Genomic DNA, 16,614 nt, shown 5'->3' with positions numbered 1-16,614 from the left:
GATTTACGATTTGTGATTTTAAATTTGGGTTATGGTTCGTTTGGTAAATCTTTCTATCGGGTACAAGGGTAAGAGCGACACGAAGGTGGTGGCTCAAGGGATTTGCACGGAGATACACGGGGGGGAGTTGACTTGTCTTTTGGGAGCGAATGGAGTGGGGAAGTCCACGCTTTTGCGTACCTTGTCGGCATTTCAACCGAAGCTGGGAGGGGAGATTTTTATTATGGGGCGGGAGCTCGGTACTTATTCAGACAAGGAGTTGTCGAAGACGATAGGCGTGGTGCTGACCGAGAAATGCGACGTGCGCAACATGAGTGCCCGGGAGTTGATAGGGATGGGAAGAAGTCCGTATACCGGTTTCTGGGGAACGCTTGACAAGGAGGACTGCCGGATAGTGGAGGAGTCGATTGCGCTGGTGAGGATTGAGAATCTGGCTTCCCGTATGGTACACACGTTGAGTGACGGGGAGCGGCAGAAGGTGATGATAGCAAAAGCGTTGGCGCAACAGACACCCGTGATATTTTTGGATGAGCCGACGGCATTTTTGGATTTCCCGAGTAAGGTGGAGATTATGCAGTTGCTTCACCAGTTGACACGGGAAACGGGGAAGACTATATTTCTTTCGACGCACGATTTGGAACTCGCCTTGCAGATTGCCGACAAGATATGGCTGATGGATAAGCAACACGGCATCACGATAGGCACTCCGGAAGATTTGGCGTTGGAGGGACATTTGAGTAGTTTTTTTGCCCGTAAGGGGATTGTTTTTGATATGGAAACGGGGTTGTTCCGGATAGAGAATCAATATACTTCGCGTGTGCGCTTACAGGGACACGGGCAAAAGTATGCCATGGTGCGGAAGGCGTTGCAGCGTAACGGGGTGTTGGCTAACCGGAACGTGGAATCGGGGGTGTACGTGGAAACGGGTGATTTGACAACTTCGGGTTTCAAGATTAATGTGCCGGGGAAGCCCGTGATGGAGGTGCAGACGATTGAAGAGTTGTTAAGCGCTATGCCTGCTGTCTTGCCGGAAGGGTAAAAAATAAGGCAGCTCCTTATTCAGGGCCGCCTTGCTTCTTTTGCGGTTGTAAACTTTCTTTGATTTGTGAACCCTGCTGATGTTCACGGGATGGAGATGCTCCCGTATCTCTTCTTCCCTTCGGGCTTTCCTCGTTGCTTTCAAGTAGTCTTCCCGGGTAATTTTGGTTTTGTTTTTCATGTCTGTTTTTGTAAATGTGTTTTTATATTGTTTTTTACCGTATCCCAGCTTGTATCAGTCAACATGACGGGAGAAGGTTCATTTTCAGCATCTTCAAAATACGAAAGACTTTTTAATACTAAAAATGAAGAGCCATCCGTGTATTTACGGTTGTAAAATACAAGCATTTCTTTTAGAGTGAAATGTTCTAAGAGAAAATGGATGTCGATAAAATCCTTTTTTGAACCTCTTCCTGTTATTGCGGCTAGTTTCATCGCACAAATGTCTTCTAAAGCAGCCAATTTTATATCGTCTTTTATTTTTAGCGGGGATAACCATGGGTATGGATAATTCACGATGTCAACTTTTATTCCATCTATGGAGAAGATATGGATATTCGGAGATTCTTTTATCTGAATGATTTTACCAATTGTATGCAAATACTGTATTAGGTCAAGACTATCTGTTTGAATATTTCCAAATATATCAAGGTCAACAGACTTTCGATGCCCGATTTGGAGAGCTAAAGCGGTACCTCCCACGAGTCGGGTATTACTCAATACGGGTAATTCCTGTAACTTTCTTAAAAGTTCCAGTGTGTGGGGTTCGATTGTCGTGTGGTGTAACATTTGAATTGGTGTATTGGAGTATTTGTTATCGTGGCAATGTAGGCAAGAGCCCGTGGGTCTAACTCCCGGACATTTTTGATTACTTCGATGATGACCGGTTGCGTGTAATAAGCGAGAATGGCGTGCCAATCTTCCAGTTGACCGTATTCAAGAACACGTTTGATAATGTAGGCACGGTGAGTATCCATATCAAGAGTTGCCTTATCTATATCCCAGAATAGATAGGGTGAAAGTTGATTGATGATGGATTCTTTTGTGTCTTTCATTCTAATTTATTTTCGGCAAAGATACGCAATTATTTTGATAATCTAATCACTCGATTTTCTCGTTACAGGGCAAATGCGTCAAAACGCTTTTCGCCCTGTCCTCGTTGCTGATTGCTTAATCTTTTGACGGACTTATTCTTCCGGAATAAGAATAATCTCTAAACGTGTCCGCGAGAGCAAGGGGAGGCAGTGGGCGTAACAATGTTGCACGAGGGTATCGAAGAAAGCGGGGGCGTCGGCAAAGATGTCCCATAGTTCGCGGGCGAGGGTGATGTCGGCAACGCGGGCAATGGATGAAGGGGGGCATTGGCTTTCGGCAGCGAGGCGGGTGATGAAGGCTTTGTTCATGACGACGTGTTTGCTATGCGTGTCGAGGTTGCCCTCGGCAAGTTTGACGGCTTTGCCTATCATGATGCCCATGGTGACGGAGGGGATGGACTCGGTTTCTGCCAGTTTGAGGGTTTCGCCGATGAAGTTGCCGTAGTGGATAAAGGCTTGGTCGGGTAGTTCGGGGAAGCGGGAACGGAGTGTCTTTTCGCTCTTGGCACCGGAGTTGATGACGATGTGGTTACAGCCAAGGGCTTTGGCTACCTGTATTTCTTTGCGGATGCTGTTGACGAAGGCTTCCGAGGAGAAAGGGCGTACTACTCCGGAGGTGCCGATGATGGAAATACCGCCCGTGATGCCGAGGCGGGGATTGAATGTCTTGGTGGCGAGTTCCCTGCCGCCGGGTACGGAGATACGGATGTCGATGCCGGGTATATCCTTGTGCTCCCGGAGCAGACGTTCCGCTTCCCGGGTCATCATGGCACGGGGTGTGGTGTTGATGGCTGGTTCCCCCACGGGTATGCCCAAACCGGGAAGTGTGACGGTGCCGACTCCTTCGCCTTGTAGAAAATGGACGCCGGGAGTGGCGGACGGGGTAACTTCCGCGTATATCGTGTAGCCGTTCGTGACGTCCGGGTCATCTCCCGCGTCTTTGGTAATGCCGCAAGTGCAGGAGTTCGGGGCAAACGTGCAGGAGGCAACGGGAAAGGTGATTGTTTCACCGTTGGGGAGGGTGATTGTCGATTGCTGTTGCGGTTCGCCCGTGAGGAGTCCTTGCAGGGCGGCTACCGTGGCGGCTGTGGCGCAGGAGCCTGTCGTGAATCCGCTTCGCAAGGGGGAGAATCCCGGCACGAGTCGTTCCACCCGGTAGCGTAGCCCGTGTTCCCCGTTTACGGTGTAAAAACTTTCGGGTAACGCGGGACGGCGAATGACGAGTACGGGGATGCCGAGGGCTTTTGCCGCTGTAATCTTCTCGGAGTAGAAGCCCGATTCACCGCTCTCTTTGGTGATGATGGCGTCCGGTTGAATCTCCCGGAATAGAGTCGCCTCGTCCTGTTTGTCCTGCCAGAAGAGTAATCTTTCCCGGGGGAAGCCTGCCCGAAGTGCAAGGTCGAGTGATTGTTCCCGGTCGAGTACGCGGAACCAGCAAGGTGTCTTTTCCCAATAGCGGCGCATCTTGCCGATGGTTTGTACCCCGGTAAGGGCGAGTAAGTTGCGGATGTGGTGGTGTTCAAGGTAATCTATGGCATCGTCGAACGAGTCGCACCATACGAGCGATTCGTCCCGCTCGGGATAGAGGCGCTCGAGGCGGATGACGGGGATGTCCAAGCGTTCGGATACGGCGGCTATATTGGCGTGCAGCTGGGAGGCGAAGGGGTGTGCGGCATCCACGATAAGCCGGATGTCATGGCAGGTGCAAAAGTCTTGCATCTCGCTTGTATCCATGCCCCCGGCAACACGGGTACCGTGCTTACACTCGATTTGTTGCGTGTCGCTTTTGGTCGAGTAGTAATAGGGGGAGCCTGCCTCGTCGAGTACCCGGACTGCCGTTCTGCCTTCTGTTGTTCCGCCGAATATGAGGACCATGATATTTTAGATTTATGATTTACGATTTATGATTTACGATTTATGATTATCTAATTTCTGAACAGGTGTTTGAATTGGTGTGAATATAGTTTTGACAGTCCCTCGCGGTTGTCGATGGCATCGCCGACGACAATCATGGTGGTGAGGGTGAGGTTGTTTTCTTTCACGATACGGGCGAGGTCTTGCAATTGTCCCCGGAAGATGCGTTCGTCTTTCCACGTGAGGTGGTAGCATGCTGCCACGGGAGTGGTGGGCGGGTAGTGTTGCAGGAGTTCGCTTTGTACTTGGTCGACAATGGAGGCACTGAGGAAAATACACATGGTGCTTTGCGAGCGTGCCAGCATGTGCAGTTTTTCTTTCTCGGGCATGGGGGTGCGTCCTTCGCCTCGCGTGAGGATGATGGTCTGCACCTTTTCGGGTATGGTGAATTGCGATTGCAGGGCGGCAGCGGCGGCGAGGAAGGAAGAGATTCCGGGGGTGATGTGGTAGTCCATGCCGTACTCGTCGAAGAATGCCATTTGTTCCTGTATTGCCCCGTATATGCACGGGTCGCCCGTGTGAAGGCGCACGACGAAGAGTCCCTTGTCGTAAAATTCTTTCATGAGGCTGAATTGTTCCTCGAGTGTCATCGTGGCGGAACTGCGCACGGTGGCACCGGGTTTGGCGTAATAGGTCAGTTCCACGGGCACGAGGCTTCCGGCGTAAAGGATGAGGTCTGCCGTTTCAAGGAAGTTTTTGCCTTTCACGGAGATAAGTTCCGGGTCACCGGGTCCTGCACCCACGATTTCGATAAATCCCCGGCGTTCAGCCGTCCGGTCGAGAGCCACGGCAAAGGTGAAGTCGTTGCCCTCGGATAGCTTGTGCTTCTGTTTTTCCAGTAATAACCGGGTGTTCGAGGCGCTTTTCAATGCGCAGGTTTCCGCCACTCCCGGCACGGAGGTGACTTCCGTTACTTTTTCCGAGGGATTGGGGACTTCTATATCTTTGAGTTCGTCTGCCGTGTAGACGTGCAGTGAAACTCCGGCTTTTCGGGTAATATCGTGAACGAGGGGCTCGTCTTTTTTCAGGTCAATCGTGGATACACTCGCCAGAGCCAGAGGAGAAAGTCGTGCCGATTCGAGCGCGTGGAAAATGTTTTCCGCTACTCCCTCGGGATTGCACTCTTTGCGGCAGCCGACGCCCAAGTGGAGCACTGCCGGGCGGTAGTACAACGCGGGTATCGGGCTCTCGTGCCGGAACGGGGTAACGGCAACGAGGAGTTGGAATTTACTGAAATCGATATCCTCGAAATGGTAGAATATTTTCACGTGTTCCGGTGCGGTACGTTCCAGATAACGGGTGCCTTCGTCCCGCGTGTCGAGGAGCAGAGCCGTGGGACGGGTGTTGACGAATGCCGTGATGATGTCGTTCATCGGTGCGGTTGTTTCGGTTTTCCATCCCTGTTCTTTGCCAAGGGTATCGAGAGCCCACAAGCCCGTGTTGTCGCTTTGTGTCGTGATGACAGCTTCGGCACCCAAGATGTTGGCTACCCGGCGGGTGAGTTGGTTGGCTCCCCCGACGTGTCCCGACAGGACGGAAATGACGTGTCGCCCCGTGGTGTCGATGTTGATGACAGCCGGGTCGGTGTATTTCGACTGCACGGACGAGGCTATGGCACGGACGCATATACCGAGAGCCCCGATGAAGATGAGGGCATCGTACCGGGAAAAATGTTCGGACACGAAAGCGGTGATGGACGTGATACCGGTGCAATCCGCCTGTTCTCCTTTGGTGAAAAGTTCTGTATCGGGTAGTTCTTGCCGTATGGTGCGGGCGATTTGTAAGCCTTGTTCTGAAGATATGATAATAGCTATCTTATTCATGTGCTGATGTTTTTTGTACTTGTATAATGTCTATCGGGTTGTGGGTATCTACCGCGAGGCGGTGTTCTCCCGTGACGGAAAAACCGTGTCGGGCGGCACCGCGGATGAAAAGTTCTTTGCTTTCGGGCGATACCGAGTTGAATACGATAACGCCGCCGGGGACGATAACCTCGTTCAGGCGGCAGATGATTTCTTCCATTTTACCCCCGTGTCCGCCGATAAATACGGCATCCGGGGGTGTGATGCCGGAGAGGTCGGTTGCGGTGAAGTCACCGATGTGTACTTCTATGCCGGGCGTGCCGAAACGGGCGGCATTGGTTTTCATGAGATGCTCTCCTTCCGGGCGTTGCTCGAAGGCTACCACTTGAAGGTGGGGGAATTGGAGTTTCGCCTCGATGGAAACGGAACCCGTGCAAAAACCGATGTCCCAGAGCGTGTGGCGTTCCCGCAAGTCGAGCATGCCGAGCGTGAGCAGGCGGACAGGCATTTTGGTAATCATGCGGGTGCGTCCGTCGAGTAGTTCAAACTCGTTTTCCGGGATGCCGAAAGGACGGGGGTGCGCGTGGGTACGTTGCAGGATGACGCAATTGGGAGCGACGAAACGTTGTCCTATTGCCTCATCCGGCGAGAGGGTGCGTACGCGTTCGTGTTCGTTGCCGAGGATTTCGCCCGTGTGCATCCGGTAATTGTCGTACCCGTAAGCCAGCATCCGGCGGGCAATGGCATCCGGGGAGTGTTGCTCGTCGGTAAGCAGACCGATTTTCTCGTGTCCCTCGATGAGTGCCCGGTCAAATTCATGCCACGGTCGCCCGGTGAGGGAAACGACGTGCATGTCGTGGTAGGGAAGCACGAGGCGGTGTGCCAGTATCTGCAAGGAATTGAAGTAGGGGTATAACCGGATGCCCGCTTCCGGGAGCCGTTTGCGTATGGTATTGGCGAAGCCGAAGAAAAGCGGGTCGCCGGAAGCGAAAACGACAATCTCGTCCTCTCCCTCGTATTGCCGGAAGACGTTGTCGAGCGGCACCGTGATATCTATCCAGCGGTAGCCTTCCGGCAAGAACGGGCGCACGATGCCGTGGTGACGTTTCCCCCCCGAGAATACGGTACGTGAAGCGATGTGCCCGCGTATTTCCCGGGAGAACTCCTGTTGGCCGTTGTCGTCAATTCCTATAATTGTAAAGTTCATAAGATAATTGAAAATTGAAAATTGAAAATTGAAAATGAAGGAAGACTTCATGGCAATTTTCAATTATCGGTTATAATTTAGAAATGCAGTATTGTCATTTTCAATTTTCAATTCTGCATTTTCAATTGTTTACACGTCCCTTCCCGGTCGCAATCCTTCCGCGTCGTCAAAGCAAAGAATGGCGTTGACGAGTGTTGCGGCGAGGTTGCTTCCGCCCTTGCGTCCCTCGATGATGATTTTCGGGATGTTGGTGAACGATTTCAACATATGTTTGGATTCCCGCACGTTGACGAAGCCCACGGGTGCGCCGATAACTCCGGCGGGGTGTGCTTTGCCGAGGCGCATGAGTTTGCATAGTTCCATGAGAGCCGTCGGGGCGTTGCCGAACACGTAAAGGGCGTCCGGGTGTTCTTCCGCGGCAAGACGTATGCCTGCTTGCGTGCGGGTGATTTTTAGGCGGGATGCCATTTCGGCGACACGTTCGTCGGAGAGGTAGCATTTCACCTCGATGCCCAACCGCTCCAAGGCTCCCTTGCGGATGCCGGAAGCCGCCATGGTGACGTCGGTAATGATGGTGCGTGTTTTCCCGTCATGCAAGAGGGCGTGGAGGGTTTCCACGGCGTTGTCGTCCGTGTAGAGGATATTCTCCATGTCGAAGTCCGCGGTCGTGTGGATGGCGTGCAGCAATGCCCATTTTCGCCCGAGGGGTATATCTTTATTTTGTAATTCCGATTCGATGGTGCGGAAGCTGCGCATCATGATTTCCTGCCCGATGCCCACTTCATCGGTGCCCTGTTCCCGGTAATAGCCGCGGGGAGTGATGATTTTGTCGTCCCACGCGTAGGATTGCGAGTTGCCGATAATCACGATGGTGAACATATCCACTTCCTCGGGGTCGAAGTCGGCTATCGTGGTAATCTTGATTTCCTGTTCATCCCGTCCCGCTTGACGCACGAAACCGACAGGGTTTTCCGGTGAGCGGTATTGGCAGAAGATTTCTTTCAGGCGATGGAGTTGCCAGTAGCGTCCTTCGCTTTTCGGGTTGTAGATGGCAGTCACGAAGTCGGCGGAGGCAGCAGCCTCTATCCGGCGTTCGATTTTCTCCCAAGGAGTCATGAGGTCGGAGAGGGAGATGATACAGAAGTCGTGCCCGATGGGTGCGCCGAGTAGCGCGGCTCCTTTCTGGAAGGCACTTATCCCCGGTAGTATCTCCACCTCGACGGGACTCGCTTTTTCGCGTTTCATCTCGAGGACGAGGGGTGCCATGCCGTATATACCGGCATCGCCGGAGCTGACAACGCAAACGGTTTTTCCCTGTTCGGCGTACTCGAAAGCGAGTGCGGCTCGGTCTTTCTCTTTTTTCATGCCCGTGTCGATACACTCGGTACCGGGGTGGATGACGGATTGGATGAAGTTGAAGTAATATTTGTACCCGACAACCACATCCGAGCGTGTGATGGCGGCACGGACCGCGGGAGTGATGTCTTCTTCACTGCCCGGTCCGATGCCGACGACGTATATTTTTCCTTGGTTCATTGTCATAATTTTGAAGTATTGGGCAAAATTACACTTTTACCGGCTGGATTGCAAATCAAATCCGGTCTAAATTCCAGAGTAAACGGCGGGGAAAAAGGTATGATATTCTGGTGTTTTATTAAATATCTTCTGGAGTTCTTTTAACCCGTCAGAAGAACTCCAAAAGAACTTCAAAAGAACTTCAAAAGAACTCCCCTGTTTCCTCGCCGTCTTATGGTGATTTACAAGCAAGTGTTAATAGAGGTGAATTTATCTCTTTCGCCTCTTGCACAACCGGATGATGTATTTCACCGAGAGCATGATTCCCGTGAATGACACGGCAGCTCCCCCGAGAAGGAGTGTCCAGATAACGACGGTCCACAACACGGGGCGTTCGACGAGGAACTTGATGTCCAGCGTGTGCAATCCCCGGTAGAGCCAGCGTTTCCAGCGTCCGTTCGTGTCGTAGTGCGCGGGTTGGAAGGATTCGAGGTTATAGTAATAACAATCCTTCGCCTCGTTGTCGAGTTCGACCTTGTACGCAGGTAACGGCAGCGGGCGTCGGCGGGAAATGTAGTAATTGTCGTACTCCTCCATTTTTGTCACCGTGTAGGGGACGGTATCCCGGGTGAGGCGTTTGATGGCGGCGTAAACCATTTCTTCCGTGATACGGAAGGGACGGATGCTGTCGGCAGAGGCGTCGAGGGTAACGGTTTCCCGCTCTGTCCTCAATTTATACAGGGGCATGCCTTCGTAATGCGTCCATTCCACTTGTTTCACGGGACCGTGTGTCCGGCTGACGGCGGCAATAGCGTCGCGATAGTCCAGCGTGTAGGTGTCGGGAGAGGGAGTCCCCCTGTCCGGTGCGCCTTGCCGCGTCATGCCACGGGGTTTCTGTTCGCCGAACAGCCACGAGGGAAGCGGTGCCATGGACATGTATCCGCTTAATATCCACGTGAAGACGAATATCCCGAAGAAGAAGCCCGTGACGTGATGCCACTTGAACCACGGTTTCTTGTAGGGGGTGCGAAGGAAGCCTTTCTGGCGGTTCAGCCAGTAGGAACGAATGCCGAGGATGAATCCCGTGAAGCACATGAACATCCCGAGGTAGCAAGACCAGTACATGAATCGCGTCCACAAGTTCTGGTTTTCCCGGATGACCGTGAAATATACCCAGTGGGGTATTGCCCCGAACCATGCCCAGAATCGTTTGTCGGAATCCGTGAATTGCAAGATATTGCCGCTTCGGGAGGAGATGTACAATTGATATCCTTCCGGTCCGTCATAAAAGAATTTGTACACGGGCAGTTCCCGTTTGTTGTGGGCAAGCGGTATCCATTGGTCGAGGGCGTGCAGGGTGTCTACCCGGGTAATGTTGTTGTTCGGGCACCAGTTTTTTGCCCGCCATTCACAGAGGGCGTAATTCACTGTCGGTGCCACGGCATTGGTGTCGGCGTATAAATCATGACTCTTTCGCCGGTTCCCGAAATGGAACACGTTTTGTCCTTCCGGGTTGTCGAGGCTGATTCCGCCCGGGCGGACATCGGCAGGCAGGCGGCGGAGCACGTCTTGCATGGCGGGTAATGACGCGGTGTCAAGGGCTTGCTGGCGAGCGAAGCGTTCTTCTTGGCTTACACGGGGAAACGAATGGTATATCATCACGATTCCGGAGATAAACCACGAGAAGCACAGGATACAGAGAATGATTCCCAGTATCCTGTGGATATGGATGAGTAATCTTGTAATCATGTGATTAGTCGATATCGTCGGTCTTCTCGTATTTCTTTTTCTTCACGATGATGTCTTCCCGCTTGTGGGTAGAGGCGAATTTTGCGTGACGGATGAACAGGTCTTGTATCGCCTCGTTTTGTCCCAGCCCCTCGAGGATGACGTTGACTTTATAACCTTTCTTTTCCAGTTCCTCTTTCCAGTCCCCGGCAATATCGTTTTTGGCATGGTCGCCCGCCACGAACATGAAGGGGACAAGGGTGACTTCCTGTGCCTTGTTGGCTTCCAGTTCCCGGATAACGTCATCCATGGCGGGATAGCCTTCGATGGTTCCCACGTGGTAATTCTTGTGGCCTTGTGCTTTCATCACGTAGTCGAGCATCCCGTACGTGGAGTTTGCCGGGTGGTAAGTGCCGTGGCACACGAAGACACAATCGCCTTTCGCCTTTCCCCGGAGCGACGCGGCAAGGGCTTGCACGGTTGCCTTGTAGTCTTCCGGGGTGTAGAGCAGGGCGTTGCCCAGCCGGATGTCCTTGAATTTGTCGCGGTAGAGAGCCACTTCTTTGCGCAAGGCTTCCATCTCGATGCCCTCGATGATGTTCGTGGGTTGGATGATGAGGTGGGTGTAGCCGTCCGCTATGAGTTGGTTCATTGCTTCCACGGGATTCGGTTTCACGATGCCTTTTTCTTTCAAACGGCGCATAATCATGCGGGAGGTGTAGGCTTCCCGGACTTCGATGCCGGGAAATGCCTTTGCCGCTTTTTTATTGATAGCCTCGATGGTGAGTACGCGGGTGTCGTCGTGTGTCGTCCCGAAGTGAACCATAAGAAGGGCTATTTTGTCATTCGGTCCGAGGGTTTTGAATATATCGGATTCCTTGAAACCTTCGCCATGCCCGAAGGCGGATATGCTTGCTAATAAAAGAAAGCCTATTAATATGTTTTTCATGATATCGGTTTTATTTCGTGAAACGGATTACAAGACTGGCGAAGAATGTTCTGCCGGGGTTCAGGGTAGCGTAGTTCACGCCGTTGGGGCGGTCGTCCGTCCAGTCGAAGAGGTTGTCAATCCCGGCGTTCAGTTCAAACAGGAAGTTACCCACGGGCGCGAAAGTATGCGTGGTGGCAAGGTTCCAGAGTTGGTACTTGGGAGCACTGGTGTCGGTGTATATGTCTTTCCCGGTCTTTTTGTCCGTTGTCTTTTTATAGATGTATTTCGAACCTTGTATTCTCCCGTTGACATTCACGTGCAGGCGGTATTTGTTCCACTCGTGTGTCCAGCCTCCCCGGAAGGTGGCGGCGTGTCTTACCGATTCGCTTAGGCGGCGTCCTTCCCCGTCGGCAGCGTAAACGCAGTTGTAAGCCCCCGCGGCGGAGAATCCGGCTCCGAGGTAACTGTTCACGGAGATGTCGAAACCTTTGATGCTGGCTTTGTCGAGGTTGTGGTACACGTTACGGGTTTTTATTCCATTGGCTTTATCTTCGTCCGTGGCACCGATGTCGTATTTCTCGATAATGTCTTTCACGTCATTGATATACCCGTTCGCGGAAATATTGAGGTATTTCCCGGTATACTCCACGTTCACGTTATAATAGTTCGCTTTTTCCGGTTTCAGGTCGGGATTCCCGATGGTGATGGCTCCCCGGTTCTCGTAGTCGTAATATAGTTCCTGTATGCTGGGAGTTTTGAATCCGGCGGCATAGGAAGTTCTGAAGTTGAACGAGCCGAGCGTGTACATGAGGGCAATCTTCGGGGTGAAGCGGTTCTTGAACATCTCGTTGTAAACGTAACGGAAACCGGGGAGGATTTGTAGATTCTTCCATACACGGATTTCATCCTGCGCGTATACGGCGAGCGTGTAGATTTCTTTCGGTTCGTCGAGGCTGCCGGGATTTTTCATGTAGTCGTTAGCGTATTCCGTACCGAGCGTGAGTTTGTTGTATTCGCCCACCCGGAATACGCCTTTCAGGTTCCCGTTGTAATATTTTTGGCGCTTGGTCAATTCTTCATCCCCAACCCGGAATGTCGTGTCTTTTTTGTCAAGTTGGGCAACCGTGTAGAGTTTGTTGTACTCGTAATTGTCCATGTAAAGGTCGAGGGAGATATACGCTCCATCGTTCATGAAGTATTTTCCGCCCAAGCCGAAATTGTAGTCCATGTAGGTAAGGTCGTATTGGTACGCCCCGTCGTTTTTCTTTTCTTGTACCGGACGGTTTACTTCCCGGTTGAAATAACTTCCTTGCGCGTAGAGTTTCAATTGCTCGTTGGGGGCGTAAGTGAAGTGTTGGGTAATAATATTGGAATGGAATTTACTGGATGATTCACTTCTCGTGGGGATAACCGTGTCGCCGCTGATTTCATTGGGGTTTAATTGCCATCCGTCCATCTGCCGCCTTTGGTAAGAGGTGGAGGAAGTGAATTTGCCGAAATTCAAATCGATACTGGCGTTTTGCGAGAAGCTGGATTCTCCCCCGAAACGGGTTTTCGACTGCACGCTGATAGGGTCTTTCGGTTGTTCGGTGATAACGTTGATTACCCCGGCGATGGCGTCCGAACCGTAGAGGGCGGAAGCCGCACCTTTTAATATCTCGATGCGTTTCACCCGTCCCATGTCAATACGCGACAAGTCGGTATTGTTGGAAACATCTCCCGCCACTTTCTTCCCGTCGACGAGAATCAAGATGTATTTGTTGCTCATGCCGTTGAGCGTGAAGTACGAGCCCATGACCGTGGGGCGAATATTGAACGCGGGGTTCAGCAACAGAAGGGCGTCCTCGAAGGAATTTACTCCTGCCTGCCTTAAGTCCGACCCGCTAATCACTTCTACCGGGACGGGCGAATCTTTCAATCGGCGGTGGGTTCCTGTTCCCGTCACCACGACCTGATTCAAGTTTACCGGGGTGGCGAGTAACTGGAATAATATGTCACTTTTGTTTCCGTTCACTTTCATGGAACCGACCTCGTAGCCGGAGTAGCTGGCACGAAGCGTGTAAGTCCCGTCGGGTATTTTTTCCAGAATGAATTCGCCCTTGTTATTCGTGGCGATACCGATGCTTGTTCCGACTAACCGAACATTTGCCCCGGCAAGGGCTTTACCGGTTTTGGCATCTACAACTTTCCCCTTTAAGGTGATTTCTGCAAAAGCGACGCTCGCTAATGCTACTACGAATAATGTAGTCAGTGCTACAAATTTCTTCATGTAAGATTAAGTTTAAAAGTTCATAATGGTACTCCTGACCCCGGGAATACGCTATTACCTGTTTTGCTTTGGCAGGTCTCCTGACTACGCCTAAGAAAAGTACCTTCCCGTCCGCGAGGACAGTGGTGCAAGAACCTTTCTTTGAATCCCCTCCCGGGGAAACGGGCATCACAGTAGCGGGCACTGTGTCGGATTCTAACCGACTTCCCTCTTGTGCGCTAATGGGATATTAACACATCACCAAAGACTCCGCGAATGTATGCAGATTCCATTAAAAAATACAATGAAACGGAGAAAAAATTAATTAATAATTTGTAGGGGAATTAGTGGTAAAATAGGATGTAGAGAAATTACATTTCCTTTGATTGTGTTGAAAATCTGAGTGTTGTAAAGAAAATAAAAAAGTCATGCAAGAAATGCATAATATAGAAAAATATATTACTTTTGCCCCCGTTTTGGTGCGGAACCTTCGCTCATGAAGGCGACGCTTAATAGGGAATCCGGTGTGAATCCGGGACTGTACCCGCAGCTGTAAGTTCCTTTACAAGGGATTTTGTACTTCAAATGTCACTGGTGTAACAACTGGGAAGGCAACAAAATCCGGAACAAGTCAGAAGACCTGCCGAACGATGATAACCATAGCTTTCGGGAGAAAAAGCGAGAGGAAAAATACGGATTTTACCTTGAAACTCATGTTGCCCTAAAGACTATGTTAATAATGCTTTATTCATTATTAATATATAGTTTGTATGAAAAAAGTTGTTGTATTGGCATTATTGCTGTTCGCGTGTGTCGGCTCGCTTTTCGCCGAGGATAAAGACAAGCGCAAAAAGAAAAGTATCACGGATACGATTTTTCGTATCGATGAAGTAAGTGTGCTTGAAAAAAGAAAACGTATCGATTTGTTGGGGTTGGATGTACCGTTGCGCTTTGTCCCGATAACGGTAAGTAAACTTTCCGGGCAGATGCTGGAGCGTAAAGGTATCATGAATCTGGAAGATGCCGTGAAGTTTTTGCCCGGGATTATTCACAAGACAAATCAACTGGGGGCGTTCCAACGATTCTCTATCCGGGGACAAGGGAGCGCGCTTATCATGATCGACGGGATGCGGGACGAGCGAACGGTTAGCCAGAATGTTCCTTACGGGGACTTGTCATCCGTGGAGTCCATCGAATTGATAAAGGGACCCGCTTCGGTGTTGGCGGGACATTCTGCCATGGGAGGGGTTTTGAACATCGTGCGCAAGAAGGTAACACCGGATTTTTCAGCTAATGTCCGGATTAGTTATGGTAGTTGGGAAGAAAAACGGGCTACATTGGGTTTCGGGGGAAAGTTGGTGGGACCGCTTGATTACCGGGCGAATATCCATTATTCCACGGGCGACGGTTACCGGCACACGAACGCGAATAGATTCTCCCTTTATGGGGTTTTAGGCGCGAATGTCGGCAAAGTAGGGAGATTGGAAGTGAGTGGCAGTTACGCGGATGATAAGTACACGACTGAAATAGGGGCCGCACCGACCGTGCGTTATGATGTGTACGAAGTCGGTAAGGATGCCGAGCCTTTTATGAAGAGCGGAGAACGGCATCCTTATGCCGATTATCACGAGATATATAATGATTACGCGAATAATCGGATGAAGCGTAAAGTATGGGACGTGACGGCACGGTACACTCACGTGATATCCGAGAACATGACATTGCGAGAGAGGTTTACTTATTTCCATAGCGATTTGGATTATTGCTGCGTGGAAGGATTGGGGTACCGGACTTCGGAGGAATTTATTTATAAATGGTATTATACCTCGAAAGGTAAAACGACCTATATAAATCTGGATTCTGTGGTGCGAAATAAACCGTTGAACTTTAACCCGGAGCATAAACAATTGAGTAATGTGCTGGAATTGACAGGTAACGTGGAGACCGGATTCGTGAAACACCATTATACATTGGGATGGTCGTATTTCGCGTTTGACTTTGTACAGTATAACGGGTACGGGAGTGATGATTTGTGGGGACCCGGATTGGGTGCTGTGTTGGCATTGAAGAATCCGCAGTTGGTACAAGGCTGGTGGGATTCTAAAATTTCAGCTGCAAGTCTGAAAACCGATAGAACGCATGCCGTGTATTTGCATGATGTGATGGAATTTAGCGACCAATGGAAGGTGATGTTGTCCGGACGCGTGGATTTTTATAATTATAAAACGGCAACAGCAAAGGTTTTGGACGGGAAACAGGACTACAAGAAGGAGAACCGTTCGGAATGGAATAAAGTGAAGACTTCCGCTTTCACGTATCGGGCGGGAGTGGTGTATTTCCCTGTGCCGGAATTGTCATTTTATGCTTCCGCTTCTTCTTTCTTCAACCCGGTGGTGAAGTTCTATAATCCGGATATTATGTATTTGGATAGAAAGGGGAACGAGTTCAATCCCGACACGGACGGCGGGGAAGTGTTTAAGCCGGAGAAAGGAATTTCGGCAGAAGTCGGGGGGCATTACACGTTGAATGAATGGGTGGATGTCAACGCTTCGATTTTCTACACGAGTCGCTATAATATCGTGAAGAGTTTGGGAGATACTACTGTAGTGGTTGACGGCAGTACCGTGACGAAGAATATTCAAGGGCAAGTAGGTCGAGGAATGTCAAAGGGATTTGATTTTGAGATTGTGGTTCGTCCTCTTCCGACGCTTCGGTTTACGACGGGATTGAGTTGGGCGGAATATCGTTTGCGACAGATAGCGGAGAGCGGACGATTCTCGAAATACAAGGAAGAGAATAAGAATGTGCGTGAAACAGGTGTGCCTCGTACAACTTTTTACGCGTATGCCGATTATACGATTCCCTCGGGGGTGTTGAAGAACTTGTCGTTCCAATTAAGCGGAAATTTCAAGGATAAGGTGTTCTCCGATATCAAGGAACGAATTTACACTCCGGCGTTGTGGCTGATGGATGCGGGAATATATTACACGATTAAAGGGCATGTGAATCTGGCTTTGAATATTAATAATTTGTTTGACAAGGAGTATTTCGAGAAAACAACTGTACTGGGAAAACCCCGGAATTATCAGGCATCCGTGTCATATACTTTTTAGTTTCGCCGAAGGCGAAAGTTACAG

12 protein-coding genes and 2 riboswitches are annotated in these 16,614 nt (G+C 50.7%); of the genes, 2 read left to right on the top strand and 10 right to left on the bottom strand.

Annotated features, from left to right (window positions below; translation table 11 throughout):
- The first annotated feature begins 31 nt into the window (after nucleotides 1-31).
- Nucleotides 32-1,039 carry an ABC transporter ATP-binding protein gene (locus CS948_RS06320; RefSeq protein ID WP_099290882.1) on the top strand — a complete coding sequence of 336 codons (1,008 nt, stop codon included), beginning with the start codon at nucleotides 32-34 and terminating at the stop codon, nucleotides 1,037-1,039.
- On the opposite strand, the gene CS948_RS06315 is transcribed toward CS948_RS06320, so the two are convergent.
- From CS948_RS06315 to CS948_RS06270, 10 genes are all read right to left on the bottom strand, one after another.
- On the bottom strand, nucleotides 1,004-1,219 hold the full coding sequence (locus tag CS948_RS06315) for a hypothetical protein (RefSeq protein WP_099290881.1): 216 nt from the start codon (nucleotides 1,217-1,219) through the stop codon (nucleotides 1,004-1,006). The two genes, CS948_RS06320 and CS948_RS06315, sit on opposite strands and share 36 nt — an antisense overlap.
- The gene (locus tag CS948_RS06310) at nucleotides 1,216-1,827 is read right to left on the bottom strand and encodes a nucleotidyl transferase AbiEii/AbiGii toxin family protein (protein ID WP_099290880.1); all 612 of its coding nucleotides are present in this window, start codon (nucleotides 1,825-1,827) and stop codon (nucleotides 1,216-1,218) included. The genes CS948_RS06315 and CS948_RS06310 overlap by 4 nt, the downstream gene beginning before the upstream one ends.
- Complete coding sequence (locus CS948_RS06305) at nucleotides 1,782-2,093, bottom strand: hypothetical protein (RefSeq protein WP_099290879.1); 312 nt, start codon at nucleotides 2,091-2,093, stop codon at nucleotides 1,782-1,784. Before CS948_RS06305 ends, CS948_RS06310 begins: the two co-directional genes overlap by 46 nt.
- Before the next feature lie 132 nt (nucleotides 2,094-2,225).
- Nucleotides 2,226-4,007, bottom strand: coding sequence for a cobalt-precorrin-5B (C(1))-methyltransferase CbiD (cbiD, locus tag CS948_RS06300; RefSeq protein ID WP_099290878.1), 1,782 nt, complete (start codon nucleotides 4,005-4,007; stop codon nucleotides 2,226-2,228).
- 50 nt (nucleotides 4,008-4,057) lie between these two features.
- A complete protein-coding gene (cobM, locus tag CS948_RS06295; RefSeq protein WP_099290877.1) occupies nucleotides 4,058-5,869 on the bottom strand; it encodes a precorrin-4 C(11)-methyltransferase in 1,812 nt (603 codons plus the stop codon).
- Complete coding sequence (cbiE, locus tag CS948_RS06290) at nucleotides 5,862-7,055, bottom strand: precorrin-6y C5,15-methyltransferase (decarboxylating) subunit CbiE (RefSeq protein WP_099291810.1); 1,194 nt, start codon at nucleotides 7,053-7,055, stop codon at nucleotides 5,862-5,864. Before cbiE ends, cobM begins: the two co-directional genes overlap by 8 nt.
- A gap of 129 nt (nucleotides 7,056-7,184) precedes the next feature.
- Entirely contained in the window at nucleotides 7,185-8,591 is a 1,407-nt protein-coding gene (gene cobJ / locus CS948_RS06285; RefSeq protein WP_099290876.1) for a precorrin-3B C(17)-methyltransferase, read from the bottom strand.
- A 249-nt stretch (nucleotides 8,592-8,840) separates the two neighbouring features.
- Nucleotides 8,841-10,319, bottom strand: coding sequence for a PepSY domain-containing protein (locus tag CS948_RS06280; RefSeq protein WP_099290875.1), 1,479 nt, complete (start codon nucleotides 10,317-10,319; stop codon nucleotides 8,841-8,843).
- A 4-nt stretch (nucleotides 10,320-10,323) separates the two neighbouring features.
- On the bottom strand, nucleotides 10,324-11,247 hold the full coding sequence (locus tag CS948_RS06275; RefSeq protein WP_099290874.1) for a sirohydrochlorin cobaltochelatase: 924 nt from the start codon (nucleotides 11,245-11,247) through the stop codon (nucleotides 10,324-10,326).
- Nucleotides 11,248-11,257: 10 nt separating this feature from the next.
- A complete protein-coding gene (locus CS948_RS06270) occupies nucleotides 11,258-13,498 on the bottom strand; it encodes a TonB-dependent receptor (protein ID WP_099290873.1) in 2,241 nt (746 codons plus the stop codon).
- 52 nt (nucleotides 13,499-13,550) lie between these two features.
- Nucleotides 13,551-13,758, bottom strand: a riboswitch (cobalamin riboswitch).
- Nucleotides 13,759-13,937: 179 nt separating this feature from the next.
- A riboswitch (cobalamin riboswitch) is annotated at nucleotides 13,938-14,140 on the top strand.
- A gap of 107 nt (nucleotides 14,141-14,247) precedes the next feature.
- On the opposite strand from CS948_RS06270, the gene CS948_RS06265 reads away from it, so the two are divergent.
- On the top strand, nucleotides 14,248-16,590 hold the full coding sequence (locus tag CS948_RS06265) for a TonB-dependent siderophore receptor (protein ID WP_099290872.1): 2,343 nt from the start codon (nucleotides 14,248-14,250) through the stop codon (nucleotides 16,588-16,590).
- The last annotated feature ends 24 nt before the right edge of the window (nucleotides 16,591-16,614 follow it).

The organism is Butyricimonas sp. Marseille-P3923, from assembly GCF_900184685.1.
GTDB lineage: Bacteria > Bacteroidota > Bacteroidia > Bacteroidales > Marinifilaceae > Butyricimonas > Butyricimonas muris.
The sequence above is the reverse complement of the archived record's forward strand: the minus strand, read 5'-3'. Positions and strand labels throughout refer to the sequence as shown.

Bases quoted from the DNA above. Each gene is read 5' to 3' on its own strand.
- CS948_RS06320 (WP_099290882.1), top strand. From the start codon at position 32: ATGGTTCGTTTGGTAAATCTTTCTATCGGGTACAAGGGTAAGAGCGAC.
- CS948_RS06315 (WP_099290881.1), bottom strand. From the start codon at position 1,219: ATGAAAAACAAAACCAAAATTACCCGGGAAGACTACTTGAAAGCAACG.
- CS948_RS06310 (WP_099290880.1), bottom strand. From the start codon at position 1,827: ATGTTACACCACACGACAATCGAACCCCACACACTGGAACTTTTAAGA.
- CS948_RS06305 (WP_099290879.1), bottom strand. From the start codon at position 2,093: ATGAAAGACACAAAAGAATCCATCATCAATCAACTTTCACCCTATCTA.
- cbiD (WP_099290878.1), bottom strand. From the start codon at position 4,007: ATGGTCCTCATATTCGGCGGAACAACAGAAGGCAGAACGGCAGTCCGG.
- cobM (WP_099290877.1), bottom strand. From the start codon at position 5,869: ATGAATAAGATAGCTATTATCATATCTTCAGAACAAGGCTTACAAATC.
- cbiE (WP_099291810.1), bottom strand. From the start codon at position 7,055: ATGAACTTTACAATTATAGGAATTGACGACAACGGCCAACAGGAGTTC.
- cobJ (WP_099290876.1), bottom strand. From the start codon at position 8,591: ATGAACCAAGGAAAAATATACGTCGTCGGCATCGGACCGGGCAGTGAA.
- CS948_RS06280 (WP_099290875.1), bottom strand. From the start codon at position 10,319: ATGATTACAAGATTACTCATCCATATCCACAGGATACTGGGAATCATT.
- CS948_RS06275 (WP_099290874.1), bottom strand. From the start codon at position 11,247: ATGAAAAACATATTAATAGGCTTTCTTTTATTAGCAAGCATATCCGCC.
- CS948_RS06270 (WP_099290873.1), bottom strand. From the start codon at position 13,498: ATGAAGAAATTTGTAGCACTGACTACATTATTCGTAGTAGCATTAGCG.
- CS948_RS06265 (WP_099290872.1), top strand. From the start codon at position 14,248: ATGAAAAAAGTTGTTGTATTGGCATTATTGCTGTTCGCGTGTGTCGGC.